Source organism: Mesorhizobium sp. P2_D6, from assembly GCF_056404315.1.
Genome location: NZ_JBFUEG010000010.1, coordinates 91,449 through 105,591, shown reverse-complemented (window position 1 = coordinate 105,591; position 14,143 = coordinate 91,449). Strand labels below are relative to the sequence as shown.

Sequence of the window (14,143 nt, the reverse complement as noted above, 5' to 3'; positions counted from 1 at the left end):
TCACCACGTATCTTATTAGGCGAGCATTTTCGGCCGAATCGGGCATCCCCGAAGGCCGATGTCGGAGTGCGGTGCACTGTCCCTTCAGGAGAAGGGAACCACACTGCTTTCCGGCAGTTGATGGAGCGATGAGCCGATTGGCTGCCGGTCGGCTCCGAGGCGAAGCATCATGCGCGAGAATCAATCAGACGTCTTCGACCTGTTTTCGGAGATTTATTCCAACGCGGCCCAGGAAGAGATCAGTCTCCAGCAATATCTGCTTGCCTGCCGCGAGGACAAATCCATGTATGCCTCGGCGCCAGAGCGTATGGTCGAGGCCATCGGCGAACCGAACCTGATCGACACCAGCAAGGACGAGCGGCTCGGGCGCATTTTCTCCAACCGCACCGTCAAGGTCTATCCCTCCTTTTCCGATTTCTACGGAATGGAGGATACGATCGAGCGCATCGCCGGATATTTCCGCTACGCCTCGCAGGGGCTCGAGGAGCGCAAGCAGATCCTCTATCTCCTCGGTCCGGTCGGCGGCGGCAAATCCTCGCTGGCTGAACGGCTGAAGAAGCTGATGGAGGAGCGCCCGATCTACACGCTGAAGGTCGGCAACAAGATCAGCCCCGTCTTCGAATCGCCGCTCGGCCTTTTCCATCCCGACCGCATGGGCGATCTGCTGGAGGATAAATACGGCATCGCCCGCCGCCGCCTGAACGGACTGATTTCGCCCTGGGCGGCCAAGCGCCTCGACGAACTGTCGGGCGACATCTCCAAATTCAGCGTCGTCAAGCTGATGCCGTCGCGGCTGCGGCAGGTCGCCATCGCCAAGACCGAGCCCGGCGACGAGAACAATCAGGACGTCTCGGCGCTGGTCGGCAAGGTCGACATCAGGCAGTTGGAGAATTTCAGCCAATCGGATCCTGACGCCTATTCATACAGCGGCGGCCTCAACCGGACCACGCAAGGGCTGCTCGAATTCGTCGAGATGTTCAAGGCGCCCATCAAGGTGCTGCACCCATTGCTGACGGCAACCCAGGAAGGCAGCTACAACGGCACCGAGAATTTCGGCGCCTTCCCCTATCAGGGCATCGTCGTTGCCCATTCCAACGAATCGGAATGGCAGCAGTTCAAGAACAACAAGAACAACGAGGCCTTCCTCGACCGCATCCTCGTGGTCAAGGTTCCCTATTGCCTGCGCATCACCGAGGAAAGGCAAATCTACGAGAAGCTGCTGCGCGAAAGCGAACTGGCAAGCAGCCCCTGCGCCCCGGAAGTGCTGGACATTCTCAGCCGCTTCACCGTCTCGACCCGTCTTGCCGAACACGAGAACTCGTCGCTGTACACCAAGATGCGCGCCTATGACGGCGAGAACCTCAAGGAGGTCGATCCGAAAGCCAAGTCGGTCCAGGAATATCGCGACGCCGCCGGCGTCGACGAGGGCATGACCGGGGTCAGCACGCGCTTCGCCTTCAAGATCCTGTCGCAGACGTTCAATTACGACACCAAGGAGGTGGCGGCCGACCCCGTGCACCTGATGTACATCCTCGAGGAGGCGATCAAGCGCGAGCAATTCCCGAAGCAAACGGAAGCCGCCTATCTCGAATTCATCAAGTCGGAACTCGCGGCCCGCTATGCCGAGTTCATCGGTCACGAGATCCAGAAAGCCTATCTGGAATCCTACAGCGAGTACGGTCAGAACCTCTTCGACCGCTATATCGCCTATGCCGATGCCTGGATCGAGGATCAGGACTACAAGGACCCCGACACCGGGCAGATTCTCAACCGTGAGGTCCTGGACAAGGAGTTGTCGCAGGTCGAGAAGCCGGCCGGCATCGCCAATCCCAAGGACTTCCGCAACGAAGTGGTCAAATTCACCTTGCGCGCCCGGGCGCGCAACCATGGCCGCAATCCGTCCTGGACGAGCTACGAAAAGCTTCGCGAGGTCATCGAGAAGCGCATGTTCGGCCAGGTCGAGGACCTGCTGCCGGTGATCAGCTTCGGCTCCAAGCAGGACAGCGTCACGGAGAAGCGGCACAACGAATTCGTGCAGCGGATGGTGGAACGCGGCTATACCCAGCGGCAGGTGCGCCGGTTGGTCGACTGGTACATGCGCGTGAACAAAGCGGGTTGAGCAAAGCCGGGACGGTTCCATGCCGATCTTCATCGACCGCCGCCTGAACCCGAAGGACAAAAGCCTTGGGAATCGCCAGCGCTTCCTCAGGCGCGCCCGCGAAGAGCTCAAGCGCAGCATCCGCGACAAGGTCCGCGCCGGCGGCATCGCCGAGCTCGATCGCGAGCACGCCGTGCCGATTCCGCGCAAGGGCACCGGTGAACCGACCTTCGGCGACGACAAGGACAGCGGCCGGCGCCAGCACATCCTGCCCGGCAACCGGACGTTCAGCCCTGGCGATCTTATCGACAAGCCTGGCGGCGGTGGAGGCTACGGCTCGGCTCCGGGGACCACGGAATCCGAGGACGACTTCCGCTTCGTGCTGTCGCGCGAGGAAGTGCTCGACCTCTTCTTCGAGGACCTCGAGCTGCCGGATCTGGTCAAGCTCAGCCTCAAGCAGATACTCAGCTTCAAGCCGAGGCGGGCGGGCTTCGCGGCAAGCGGCGCGCCGACCAACATCAATGTCGGGCGCACGATGCGCAACAGCCACGGGCGCCGCATCGCGCTCAGGCGTCCAAAGCAGGCCGACGTGGACGCCATCGCCCAGCAGATCGCCGAGCTGGAATCCAGGCCGCCGGGGGCAAAGACAGGCGAACGCATCGAGGCTCTGCGCGAAGAGCTCGATCGGCTGGAGCGCCGGCGCAGGCGGATCGCCTATGTCGATCCGGTCGACATTCGCTTCAATCGCTTCGACCCTCAGCCGCGGCCGAATGCCAGCGCCGTCATGTTCTGCCTGATGGACGTCTCCGGATCGATGGGCGAGCGCGAGAAGGATCTGGCCAAACGCTTCTTCGTGCTGCTGCATCTGTTCCTGACGCGGCGTTATGAGCGGACGGAACTCGTTTTCATTCGCCACACCCATGAAGCCCAGGAAGTGGACGAGCACACCTTCTTTCACCACACCCAGAGCGGCGGCACCGTCGTTTCCACGGCGCTCGAGGAGATGCATCGCATCATCGAAGAGCGCTATCCGGCGTCCGAATGGAACATCTACGCCGCCCAGGCCTCCGACGGCGACAATTTCGCCACCGACTCCGAGCGCTGCATAGAACTGCTCGACCGCAAGCTCATGCGGCTTTGCCAGTATTTCGCCTATGTGGAGATCATCGACGAACGGGAAAGCCACATTTTCGGCTCGACCGAGAACGGCACGTCGCTTTGGCGCGCCTACAACGCCGTCGACGGCAAATGGCCGAACTTCCAGATGAGGCGCATTGCCGCGCCGGCCGACATATACCCGGTCTTCCGCGAGCTGTTTGCCAGGCAGCCCGACCTGCGCAAGAGCGCTTGAGCGCTTCGGCAATGGTCAGCCAGGCGCGCAAGTCCGAACTGCTGTTTTCCGGGTCCGACTGGGATTTCAACAAACTGTCCCGGGTCTATGACGAGATCGAAGCGATCGGCCGCGAAGAGCTTCGCCTCGACATCTATCCGGTGCAGATGGAGATCATTTCCTCGCAGCAGATGCTCGACGCCTATTCGTCGATCGGCATGCCGCTGATGTACCGGCACTGGTCGTTCGGCAAACGTTTTCTCCACGACGAGCTTCTCTACCGCAAGGGCGCGCGGGGTTTGGCCTACGAGATCGTCATCAACTCCAACCCCTGCATCGTCTACCTCATGGAAGAAAACACCATGGCCCTACAGGCCTTGGTGACCGCGCATGCCGCGCTCGGGCACAACCATTTCTTCAAGAACAATCATCTCTTCCGGCAATGGACGGATGCCGGCGGCATCCTGAGCTATCTGGACTTCGCCAAGAGCTACATAGCCCGGTGCGAGGAACGGCATGGCATGGCCGCCGTGGAGGCGATCCTGGATTCCGCGCATGCGCTGATGGAGCAAGGTGTGTTCCGTTACCGCCGGCCGCCGAAACTGTCGTCGGAGCAACAGCGCGAGGGACTGCGCGAACGTCTCGAATACGAGGAGCGCTCCTTCAACGATCTGTGGCGGACACTGCCGCCCTCGCAGGGCAAGAGCAAGCCGGAAGCAGGGGACGAAATCCTTGCCGAGCGGAAGAAATCGCTCAATCTGCCGGAGGAAAACCTGCTCTATTTCCTCGAGAAGAACAGCCTCGTCCTCGAGCCCTGGCAGCGCGAGATCGTCAGGATCGTGCGTGTCGTCGCGCAATATTTCTACCCGCAGCGGCAAACCCAGGTGATGAACGAAGGCTGCGCCACCTTCGTGCATTACACGCTCATGAACACGCTGTTCGATCGCGGCCGCATCAACGAAGGCGCCATGCTGGAGATCCTGCGCAACCACTCCAACGTCATCTTCCAGCCGGCCTATGACGACCCGCGCTTTTCCGGCATCAATCCCTATGCGCTGGGTCTCGACATGATGCAGGACATCCAGCGCATCTCGACCGCGCCGACCGCCGAGGACCGCGACTGGTTTCCCGACATCGCCGGCCGCGGCGACTGGCGCGACACCTTGCTCGACGCCTGGGCAAACCACCGCGACGAATCCTTCATCCGCCAATATCTAAGCCCGACGCTGATCCGCAAATGGCGGCTCTTCGTGCTCGCCGACGGTGCCGACGAGCCACACTATGAGGTGGCCTCGATCCACAATGAGCGCGGCTATGCCAGGATACGGTCGGCGCTCGCGCAAAGCTACGATATCGGCGCCAGCCGTCCCGACATCCAGGTCGTCGACGTCGATCTGCTGGGCGACCGGCATCTGCGGCTGCAGCACAATGTCAAGAACGGCATCATGCTCGACGGCAAGAGCCGTGACGCGACGCTTCGCCATATCCGAAGCCTCTGGGGTTATGATGTCAGCTTGGCTGCGATCGATGCTGAAACCGGCGCGACGCTAAGCCAGCGCTCGACCAGGGAATTGTGATATCCACGGCCGAATTTAGCTAACTTCCCCCGCGGGCCGGATCCTGATCTTGGCGATCCGGTTCTTGTCGCGCTTCATCACCACGAAGCGCTTGCCGTGGAAGGTAAAAGCCTGCTTTTCCTCGGGGATCGACTGCGTCTCGTGGATGACCAGCCCGGCAATGGTGGTGGCTTCCTCATCCGGCAGGTTCCAGTCGAGCGCCCGGTTGAGATCCCTGATCGGCACCGTGCCGTCGACGACGACGGAGCCGTCGGCCTCCTGCTTCACACCCTGGATGTCGACATCGTGCTCGTCGGCGATCTCGCCGACGATCTCCTCGATGATGTCCTCCAGTGTCACCAGACCTTCGACCTCGCCATACTCGTCGACGACGATGGCAAAATGCGCCTTGGCGCGCAGGAAGGCGTTGAGCTGTTCCTGCAAGGTCGTGGTGTCGGGCACGAACCATGGCTTGGACGCGATCTTCATCACGTCGATCTTGGTAAAGTCGTTGCCGACCTCGTTCAGCGATCTCAGCAGGTCCTTGGCGTGCAGCACACCGACAATGTTGTCGAGCGAGCCCTTCCACAGCGGCATGCGGGTGTGCGGGCTCTGCAGGATCTCGCGCACCACCGCTTCCGGCGCATTGTCGGCATTGACCGAGCGCATATTGGTGCGGTGGACCATGATGTCGGAGACTTCGAGCTCGTCAAGGTCGAACAGGCCGCCGACACGGTCGCGGTCCTCGCGCACCATCTGGCCGTCACGGCGGAAGTCGTCGACCGCACCGCGCAACTCATCCTGGGTGGAGCGCTGCGGCTCAATGCGTGACAGCTCATAGCCGAACATGGCAAGCAGGCGCGTGCGCACGGCAATGAAAAACAGGATGAGGATTGCGAGGACGGCGACAACGATCCAGCCGGTGTCCATCTCAGCCGGCTTTCCCGTTCGCCGGATGGTTTTCCCTGAGGAACGACAGCACTTCGGACGCCGGCACATCCTTGGCAATAAAAGCCTGGCCGATGCCGCGCGTCAGGATGAAGGTCAGCGCGCCGCGCGACACTTTCTTGTCCTGGGTGATGAAGCCAAGCAGCGCCTCGGCGTCGGGCAGTTCGCCAGGGATGTCGGACATCCGCCAGGGCAGCCCGACGGCGCGCAGATGCGCCTCCACCCTTGCCGCGTCGTCCGGGCTTGCCAGGTTGAGCCGCGCGGAGAACCGGTGCGCCAGCGCCATGCCGATGGCGACGCCTTCGCCATGGACAAGACGAGCGCCGTCATACTGTGTGGCCCCCTCCAGCGCATGGCCGAATGTATGGCCGAGATTGAGCAGCGCGCGGTCGCCGGTTTCGAACTCGTCGCGGGCAACGACATCGGCCTTGGCGCGGCAGGCTTCGGCAATCGCCTCGGCCCGCTCCGCACCGCCGGCGAATACCTTTGTCCAGTTCTCTTCCAGCCAGGCGAAAAACGCTGGCCGGTCGATCAGCCCGTATTTGGCGAGCTCGGCATAGCCGGCGCGGAATTCGCGGATCGGCAGCGTGTCGAGCACCTCGGTGTCGGCCAGCACCAGCTTCGGCTGGTGGAAGACGCCAACCAGATTCTTGCCGCGCGGACTGTTGATGCCGGTCTTGCCGCCGACCGAGGAATCGACCTGCGCCAAGAGCGACGTCGGAATCTGCACGAAATTCATGCCGCGCCGCACGATCCCGGAGGCAAAGCCGGTGAGGTCGCCGATGACCCCGCCGCCGAGCGCGATGACGACATCGCCACGCTCCAGTCTGGCGGCCAGCACGCCGTCGACCACCTCTTCGAGATGGGCAAAGCTCTTGGTCTTTTCGCCGGCCGGCAGAGTGATGACAGCAGGTTGGATGCCGCCTGTTTCCAGACCGGCCTTCAGTGCGTCGAGATGTGTCGCCGCGACATTTTCGTCGGTGACCACCGCCGCCCTCGTGCCGGGCAGGCGGCGCGATATCTCGGCGCCGGCGCGCGCCAGAAGGCCGGGGCCGATCAGGATGTCATAGGCGCGCTCGCCAAGGCCAACCTCGACAGTGACCGGCTCGCTCATGGCCTCACCTCGTCCGGCGCCGTGGTGGCCGGAATGCCGAAATGCCCGCACAATGCGTCGACGACCTCGGTCGCAATGACCTCCTTGCGGTCGTCGCGTGTCGCCACGGTGACGTCGGAGGTCGCATAGACCGGATAGCGTTCGCCCATCAATCGCTCGAGCACGGCGCGCGGATCGGGGTTTTTGAGCAAAGGCCGGTTCTGCTTCTTGGAGACGCGCTCCATCAGCAAATCGAGCTCGGCCTTCAGCCACACCGAGACACCATGCGACGCGATCGCATCGCGCGTCTGCGCATTCATGAAGGCGCCGCCGCCGGTCGACAGCACCTGCGGGCCGTTTTCCAGGAGGCGCAGGATGACGCGCTGCTCGAGCGCCCGGAATTCGGTCTCGCCATAGCGCTCGAACAGCTCCGGCACGGTCATGCGCGACACGCTTTCGATCTCCTGGTCGCTGTCGGTGAACGGCAGCGACAGCAAGGCCGCCACCTTGCGGCCGATCGCTGTCTTGCCGGCGCCCATCAGGCCGACAAAGACAATCGAGCGGTTGCCCAGCCTGTCGAGCAGCGCGCCATGGCTCTCGCCAGGAGGATTTGCTGGTAACGCGTTCATGAGACCATGCTGTTTGTAAGCCGTCTTTGCCGGCGTATCGACATCAAAAGCCGGTTTGCGTCAAGCATCGCGCCCTGAGCAGGTCTCGGAAAGTGCAGTGGTTTTCCCGCATGTACCTGCGTTAGACAAAACCCTTCGTCCTTGAATTGGCCGGATTGGCGTCCCATAAGGGCACAGGGTTTGGAATCGCAGAACAAGAAGACGGGCGAAAATTGATGCCGACACTGTTCCGCTTTGTCGTGACACTGATGATTCTTGCCGGCATTGCCTATGGTATGATGGTGGCGCTGGCGATGTTCGTCGAGCCGAAAAAGGCGGAAATCACCGTGCGCATTCCGCCGGAAAAGCTGAACCCCAAGAAAAACTGACCCGAAGAAACTGACCGCAGGGACATGAACAGCGCGGCTCGCATCGAAGCCTTTCTCGAAATGATGAGCGCCGAACGCGGTGCCGCCGAAAATACGCTGTCCTCCTATCGTCGCGATCTCGAAGACGCCTCGCAGCAGATTGGCGGCGGGCTTGCCGGTGCTGCTGCGGCCGACATCCGCGCCTATCTCGACGACATCGCCGCGCGTGGCTTTGCGCCGACGTCGCAGGCGCGCAAACTGTCGGCGATCCGCCAATTCTTCAAGTTTCTCTACGCCGAGGGTCTGCGCGGCGACGACCCGACCGGCACGCTGGACAGTCCGAAAAAGGGCCGGCCGCTGCCCAAGACGATGAGCGAGGCCGATACCGGCCGGCTGCTCGACCGCGCGGCCATCGAAGCAGGTGATGGCGTCAATGGCGACCGGCTGGCGGCGCTGCGCCTCCACGCGCTGGTGGAGGTGCTCTATGCCACCGGCCTGCGCGTCTCCGAACTGGTCGGCCTGCCGGTGACCGTCGCCCAGCGCGACGACCGCTTCTTCATGGTGCGCGGCAAGGGCGACAAGGAGCGCATGGTGCCGCTGTCGGCCAAGGCGCGCACGGCGATGCGGGCATGGCTCACGGCCCGCAAAACGGTGCCGGCTTTCGCCGACAGCCCGTTCCTGTTTCCGGCCGCCGGTGACAGCGGCTATCTCTCCCGGCAGGTCTTTGCCCGCGACCTCAAGGGCCTTGCCGCGCGGGCCGGCATAGCGGCGGCGAAAATGTCGCCGCATGTGCTGCGCCATGCTTTTGCCAGCCATCTCTTGCAGAACGGCGCCGATCTCAGGGCGGTGCAGCAGTTGCTCGGCCATGCCGATATCTCGACCACGCAGATTTACACCCATGTGCTGGAAGAGCGGCTGGTGCGGCTGGTCAACGATCATCATCCGCTTGCCGACTAGGTCTCATATCGCTATGTGAGGGCACGTTCCACCGCGCGGCGCCCCGCTTTTCAGGGTTCCGTCAGTCTTTGCCTTCCGACGCATCGGTCCGCTCAAGAATGTACAATTACCTCGATTTCGAAAAGCCGGTGCAGGACCTTGAACTCAAGATCCTCGAGCTGAAGAAGCTTGCCGAGAATGGCGAGGCGGTCGATGTCGGCGACGAAATCAGCCGGCTTGAGAAGCGCGTGCGCGACGCGCTGCGCGATATCTACAAGGCGCTGACGCCGTGGCAGAAGGTGCAGGTGGCGCGTCACACCGACAGGCCGCATTGCGTCGACTACATCAAGGGCCTGTTCAGCGATTTCACGCCGCTCGCCGGCGACCGCAATTTCGGCGAGGACCAGGCGATCATCGGCGGCTTCGCCCGCTTCCGCGGCGAACCGGTGGCCGTCATCGGCCAGGAAAAAGGCTCGGACACGGCGAGCCGGCTCAAGCACAATTTCGGTTCGGTCCGCCCTGAAGGCTACCGCAAGGCGGTGCGGCTGATGGAGCTTGCCGACCGCTTCAAGATCCCGCTTCTGACGCTGGTCGACACCGCCGGCGCCTATCCCGGTGTCGGCGCCGAGGAACGCGGCCAGGCCGAAGCCATCGCCCGTTCGACCTCGGCCTGTCTTGGCCTCAAAGTGCCGTCGATCTCGGTCGTCATCGGCGAAGGCGGCTCTGGCGGCGCCATCGCCATCGCCACCGCCAACCGCGTCTACATGCTGGAACACGCCATCTATTCGGTGATCTCGCCGGAGGGTGCGGCCTCGATCCTGTGGCGCGACACCACGCGTTCGAAGGATGCGGCGACCAACATGAAGATCACCGCCCAGGATCTTCTGGAAATGAAGATCATCGACGCCATCATCCCCGAGCCGCTTGGCGGCGCCCAGCGCGCGCCCGAAACGGTGATCGCAGCCACCGGCGACCTCATCGCCAAGACGATGAAGGATTTTGCAGGCGCCAACACCGATTTTCGCGAGCAGCGCCGCGAAAAATACCTGGCGATGGGCCGCAGCCTCTGATTTCAGGCCGGCCGGGCGCCGCAATGTGGCGTCGGCGAGCAATTTCGCCACAAAATTGCCGCCGCATTCGGTTCAATGAAAAGTCCGTGACATCGAGCGAATTGCCGTGGGGGCAGCCGTCCGGAGCTTGCGGTAAGGAATTTTCAAGGTTAACGGGCTTAGTGTCCGTGAAGGTTTAGTGTGTTGGCCTGCGGCTGCGAAGCCCCACGCCCCGGGAAAAAGACATAGCCGTAACCATGTTTGCCAAGCTTGCCCGCACCGGAATCCTGATCGCCGCCCTTGGCGTCGCCGGCTGCAACGATTCCTCGATGAAGGATTTCGCGCCGGAGGCCAACAAGCCGCTGCCGGACAAGATCCTCGCCGACATGAAGGCCAAGGGCATGGTCCGCACCTCGTCGGTGATGGCCCGCATCTTCAAGGAAGAAGGCAAGCTCGAGATCTGGAAGGCCAAGACCACCGGCCGCTATGAGATGGTCGCCAGCTACGACATTTGCAAATGGTCGGGCAAGCTCGGACCGAAATACACCGAGGGCGACCGCCAGGCGCCGGAAGGTTTCTACACGGTTCGCCCGTCGCAAATGAACCCGCGCTCGAACTATCACCTGTCGTTCAACATAGGCTATCCCAACGCCTATGACCGTGCCAATGGCCGCACCGGCGCCAATCTGATGGTGCATGGCGCTTGCTCGTCGTCGGGCTGCTATTCGATGACCGACCCGCAGATCGAACAGATCTACGCTTTCGGCCGTGATGCCTTCCAGGGCGGCCAGACCGAGTTCCAGATCCAGGCCTTTCCGTTCCGCATGACCGCCGCCAACATGGCGCGCTATCGCAACGACCCGAACTACGAGTTCTGGAAGATGCTGAAGGTCGGCTACGACAACTTCGAGATCACCAAGGTGCCGCCGAAGGTCGACGTCTGCGAGAAGCGCTATGTCTTCAACCAGGTGGCGCCTGAGGGCACGACCTTCGATCCGACCGGCGCCTGCCCTCCGACCACGCAGCCGGATTCGCTGAAGAGCGCCTACAACGCCTATCAAAGCAGCTATGACGCGGCCTTCACCGGCGCGGTCAAGGCCAGCGTGCCGGCGCCCAAGCCGACCATTGCCGGCATCAAGGAAGCCAGCATCGTTTCCGACTGGTCGAAGCGGCGCGCCCGCGGCGAACGCGTGCCGATCGATCCGCCGTCGCTCAATTCCGACGGAACGGTGACCGAGACGGCGCGCATGGGCCGCATCGATTCGCCCGCCGGCCGCAAGATGGCCGCGCTCGACGCCGAGAAGGAAGCCAAGCGCAAGGCCGAGGAACAGCGGGTTGCTGCCATCGAGGCAGCGAAAGCCGCCAAGGCCCAGGCACTGGCTGAAAAGGAAGCGGCCAAGGCCCAGGCGTTGGCCGAAAAGGAAGCAGCCAAGCAGGCCGCCCAGCAGCCGGTCGCCACCGCCAGCGTCGAGGCAGCCCCGGCCGAGCCGCAGGCCGATGAAAGCCGGCTGTCAAAGATCAAGAACAAGCTGCTCGGCATGTTCGGCGGCTGAGGTTTCACCTTGGCCGCGATCTATGATCTCAAGGGGCTGAACTGCCCCTTGCCCGTTCTCAAGGCGAAAAAACGCCTGGCGGCGATGCAGCCGGGCAGCCGGCTGTGGCTGGAGACCACCGACCCGCTGGCGGTTATCGACATCCCCGCCTTTTGTGCCGACGCCGGCCACCAGCTGGTTGAAACCGCAGCGGTATCCGGCGGTCATCGTTTTCTGGTCGAGCGCGGCACGTAGCGCATTAACGGCTCTAGCCCCCGGCAATCGCCAGCGGATTGCTCTCCAGCGCCGCACGATCCGGCGTGTCGATCGACGGCCGGTTGGTGAAGGCGGCGAACAGTCGGCGCACATAGTCTTCCGGCATGTCGAGCGTGATCAGCACCAGCCTGGTGCCGCGCTGGCCGTCCGGCCAGGCCGGCAGCCGCGCCGGCGGATGCAGGATCTTCTGCACGCCGTGGATGACTAGCGGCCGCGACGGGTCTTCTGCAAGCTCGATGACGCCCTTCATGCGCAAGAGCTTATCGCCATGCGCGGAACGCAACAGGTCGAGGAACATCTCGATCGCCGAAAACGGCACCGGCCCGTTATGGACCAGCGAGTAGGAGCGCACACGGGAATCGTGGCGATGCTCGGCGTGATCATGATCGCCGTGCCCATGGTGATGGTGACCGCCATGATCATGGTGATGTTCATGCGCGGCTTGTTCGCCGAGCCAGCGCTGGACATCGGCGGATTTTGTCGCCGGATTGTAGAGGCCGCAATCGAACAGCGCCGCGACGCCGGTTTGGCTGTCACCGGCCTCCAGCACTTTGGCGCCCGGATTGAGCTGATGGAGCCGCACCCGCAAAGCCTCGACATCGGCGGGATCGCCGGCCAGATCGACCTTGGTCAGCACGATACGGTCGGCCACCGCCACCTGCTTGACCGCCTCGACATGGCCATCGAGCGTCGCATTGCCGTTGACCGCGTCGACAAGCGTGATGACGCCATCGAGCCGGAACGCCTGGACAAGCGCCGGATGCGCCATGATCGACTGCAGCACCGGCGCCGGATCGGCGAGCCCGGTGGTCTCGACGACGACACGGGCTAGCTTTGCGATGCGGCCAGTCTGCAGCCGGTCGACGAGGTCGGCCAGCGTGTCGACCAGTTCGCCACGCACCGTGCAGCACAGGCAGCCATCGGACAGCTGGATGATGCCGTCCGAGGCCTGCTCGACCAAGAGATGGTCGATCGCAACCTCGCCGAATTCGTTGATGATGACGGCGGTGTCGACGAGCGCCGGGTCTTTGAGCAGCCGGTTGAGCAACGTCGTCTTGCCGGCGCCGAGGAAGCCGGTGAGCACAGTGACGGGTATCGGAAAACTGGCCATCGGCCTAGTTCGCGGCCTTGACCGGCTGGTCGCCTTGCACTGCGCTTGCCGAACCCACCACGACCGGTTCCGAGCCCTTTGGCGCCGGGACGTCGGGCCGCCAATTCGGCAGCGGCACATCGGCGAATTCCTGGCCGCCCTGGTCGAGCATTGCCTTCGGCGCCGGCCCGGTGGCGCCGCCAAGGCCGACGGCAACCAGCGTCGGCACATGGTCGAGCTTCTCCCGATAGGGCGATTTCGGTGCGGCCGTGGCGTTTTTTGCGGCGACCGGCGGTGCTGCCTCGGACTGTTCTTCGGGGGCCTTCTTCTTGCAGATCTCGTCATGCATGTCGTTGGGCGACATGGTGTCGCCATAGGAAGGCATGGCCGCAACCGTGAGCCAGTTCGGGTCGGACATGGCAAAGCCCTGATCGAGCAGCCTGGCGGCGGTCTCGGCGCGGCTGATCGCCGATTTTTCGCCAAGCACGACGGCGACCAGCGTGCGGCCGTTGCGCGTCGCAGAGCCGATCATGTTGAAGCCCGAGGGACAGACGAACCCGGTTTTCATGCCGTCGGCGCCCGGGTAGCGGCCGATCAAGAGATTGTAGTTGGAGATCGCCTTCTTGCCGACGGCAAGGCCTTCGATCGAGAACCAGGGCGCGTATTGCGGGAATTCCTTGCGGATCGCCATCACCAGCAAGGCAAGGTCACGCGCCGTCGTATACTGGTCCGGCGAAAACAACCCGTTCGGGTTGACGAAATGCGTCCCGGTCATGCCGAGCCGCGCGGCTTCAGCGTTCATGCGGATGGCGAAGCCGGCCTGCGAGCCGCCTATATTCTCGCCGACGGCCATGGCGATGTCATTGGCCGATTTGACCAGCATCATCTTCAGCGCATTGTCGAGCCGCATCACCGAGCCCGGCTTGAAGCCCATCTTGCTTGGCGGTTCGCCGGCGGAATGCTTGGTCACCTTGATCGGCGAATCGAGCTGGACCTCGCCGGCGGCAATCGCCCGGAAGGTGACATAGGCGGTCATCAGCTTGCTCAGTGAAGCCGGATACCAGCGGCTGAAGGCGTCCTGATGCTGTAAAACCTTGCCGCTGTTCAGGTCGAACAGGACAATCGGATTGGCCGAAGCCGGCCCGGCCAGCATCGGCAGCGCCAAGGCGCCCGTTAGCAGTAATTTGAGGATATGGCTGTGCCGCATCATGGAATCCGAAATCGCCTCTTGCCGTAGTCGCCCCTGGCTCCGTAAGATT

Annotated in this window: 13 protein-coding genes; 8 read left to right on the top strand and 5 right to left on the bottom strand. The window is 63.0% G+C overall.

The annotated features are described in order from the left end of the window. Positions 1–169: 169 nt before the first annotated feature. The 3 genes from AC1D1L_RS21535 to AC1D1L_RS21525 are packed head-to-tail and all read left to right on the top strand — an operon-like array spanning position 170 to position 5,005. Positions 170–2,119 (top strand): PrkA family serine protein kinase, encoded by a 1,950-nt coding sequence (locus AC1D1L_RS21535; protein WP_112562200.1) that lies wholly within the window; start codon positions 170–172, stop codon positions 2,117–2,119. Between the two features lie 19 nt (positions 2,120–2,138). Next, entirely contained in the window at positions 2,139–3,449 is a 1,311-nt protein-coding gene (locus tag AC1D1L_RS21530; protein ID WP_112562199.1) for a YeaH/YhbH family protein, read from the top strand. A gap of 11 nt (positions 3,450–3,460) precedes the next feature. Continuing rightward, positions 3,461–5,005, top strand: a complete 1,545-nt coding sequence (locus AC1D1L_RS21525) for a SpoVR family protein (protein ID WP_112562198.1) — start codon at positions 3,461–3,463, stop codon at positions 5,003–5,005. A 15-nt stretch (positions 5,006–5,020) separates the two neighbouring features. Here the strand turns inward: AC1D1L_RS21525 and AC1D1L_RS21520 are convergent, their stop codons facing one another. Genes AC1D1L_RS21520 through AC1D1L_RS21510 form a run of 3 tightly spaced genes read right to left on the bottom strand, consistent with a single transcriptional unit; the run spans position 5,021 to position 7,654 of the window. Beyond that, on the bottom strand, positions 5,021–5,914 hold the full coding sequence (locus AC1D1L_RS21520; RefSeq protein WP_192258323.1) for an HlyC/CorC family transporter: 894 nt from the start codon (positions 5,912–5,914) through the stop codon (positions 5,021–5,023). Position 5,915: 1 nt separating this feature from the next. Then, positions 5,916–7,046, bottom strand: coding sequence for a 3-dehydroquinate synthase (gene aroB, locus AC1D1L_RS21515; RefSeq protein WP_352585352.1), 1,131 nt, complete (start codon positions 7,044–7,046; stop codon positions 5,916–5,918). Continuing rightward, entirely contained in the window at positions 7,043–7,654 is a 612-nt protein-coding gene (locus AC1D1L_RS21510; protein WP_477343459.1) for a shikimate kinase, read from the bottom strand. Before AC1D1L_RS21510 ends, aroB begins: the two co-directional genes overlap by 4 nt. A gap of 215 nt (positions 7,655–7,869) precedes the next feature. On the opposite strand from AC1D1L_RS21510, the gene AC1D1L_RS21505 reads away from it, so the two are divergent. The 5 genes from AC1D1L_RS21505 (at position 7,870) to AC1D1L_RS21485 (ending at position 11,773) form a co-directional block, all read left to right on the top strand. Beyond that, positions 7,870–8,022, top strand: coding sequence for a histidine kinase (locus AC1D1L_RS21505; RefSeq protein WP_112562194.1), 153 nt, complete (start codon positions 7,870–7,872; stop codon positions 8,020–8,022). A 24-nt stretch (positions 8,023–8,046) separates the two neighbouring features. Beyond that, complete coding sequence (locus AC1D1L_RS21500) at positions 8,047–8,958, top strand: site-specific tyrosine recombinase XerD (RefSeq protein WP_477343458.1); 912 nt, start codon at positions 8,047–8,049, stop codon at positions 8,956–8,958. Between the two features lie 98 nt (positions 8,959–9,056). Further along, positions 9,057–10,007, top strand: a complete 951-nt coding sequence (locus AC1D1L_RS21495; RefSeq protein WP_192258328.1) for an acetyl-CoA carboxylase carboxyltransferase subunit alpha — start codon at positions 9,057–9,059, stop codon at positions 10,005–10,007. Positions 10,008–10,243: 236 nt separating this feature from the next. Further along, positions 10,244–11,539 carry a L,D-transpeptidase family protein gene (locus AC1D1L_RS21490; RefSeq protein WP_477343457.1) on the top strand — a complete coding sequence of 432 codons (1,296 nt, stop codon included), beginning with the start codon at positions 10,244–10,246 and terminating at the stop codon, positions 11,537–11,539. 9 nt (positions 11,540–11,548) lie between these two features. Further along, complete coding sequence (locus AC1D1L_RS21485) at positions 11,549–11,773, top strand: sulfurtransferase TusA family protein (protein ID WP_477343456.1); 225 nt, start codon at positions 11,549–11,551, stop codon at positions 11,771–11,773. 13 nt (positions 11,774–11,786) lie between these two features. Here the strand turns inward: AC1D1L_RS21485 and AC1D1L_RS21480 are convergent, their stop codons facing one another. Together AC1D1L_RS21480 and AC1D1L_RS21475 are read right to left on the bottom strand one after the other, a co-directional pair. After that, a complete protein-coding gene (locus AC1D1L_RS21480; RefSeq protein ID WP_477343455.1) occupies positions 11,787–12,905 on the bottom strand; it encodes a CobW family GTP-binding protein in 1,119 nt (372 codons plus the stop codon). Between the two features lie 4 nt (positions 12,906–12,909). Further along, complete coding sequence (locus AC1D1L_RS21475; protein WP_352585339.1) at positions 12,910–14,091, bottom strand: D-alanyl-D-alanine carboxypeptidase family protein; 1,182 nt, start codon at positions 14,089–14,091, stop codon at positions 12,910–12,912. Between the last annotated feature and the right edge of the window lie 52 nt (positions 14,092–14,143).